This is a genomic window from Mesocryomonas lacus, assembly GCF_055730135.2.
On record NZ_JBUZWE020000071.1, the window covers coordinates 1 to 331 of the forward strand.

The 331-nt window shown below is 68.9% G+C and carries 1 protein-coding gene; it reads right to left on the reverse strand.

Features of this window, described 5'->3' with window-relative positions:
• Nucleotides 1-331, reverse strand: a 331-nt coding sequence (locus ACZLZY_RS24975) for an alcohol dehydrogenase catalytic domain-containing protein (protein WP_496253614.1), incomplete at both ends; no start/stop codon positions are given.

Sequence of the window (331 nt, forward strand, 5' to 3'; positions counted from 1 at the left end):
AGGCAGGTTGGTGCGGACCGACTGCACCTGGCCCACAGGAACCTTCACATACTCTGCATAGCCGCCGTCGAAGTCGCGGCCCATGCCGCCCATGACCGTCGCAACCGTCGCGCCCGGCTGGAACTCGCCGCCCGGCGCCGTCTCGACCGTTCCCGTCGCCTCGATGCCCAGGATGCGAGGCAGCCGGACGTTCGGGGAATGTCCCTGCCGAGTGAAGAGCTCGGACCTGTTGAGCCCGAACGCCCGAACGCGGATCAGGATCTCGCCCGCGCGCGGCACCGGAACGGGTCGATCCTCGACCTTGAGGGCGTCGGGTGTGCCCGGCGTGTAA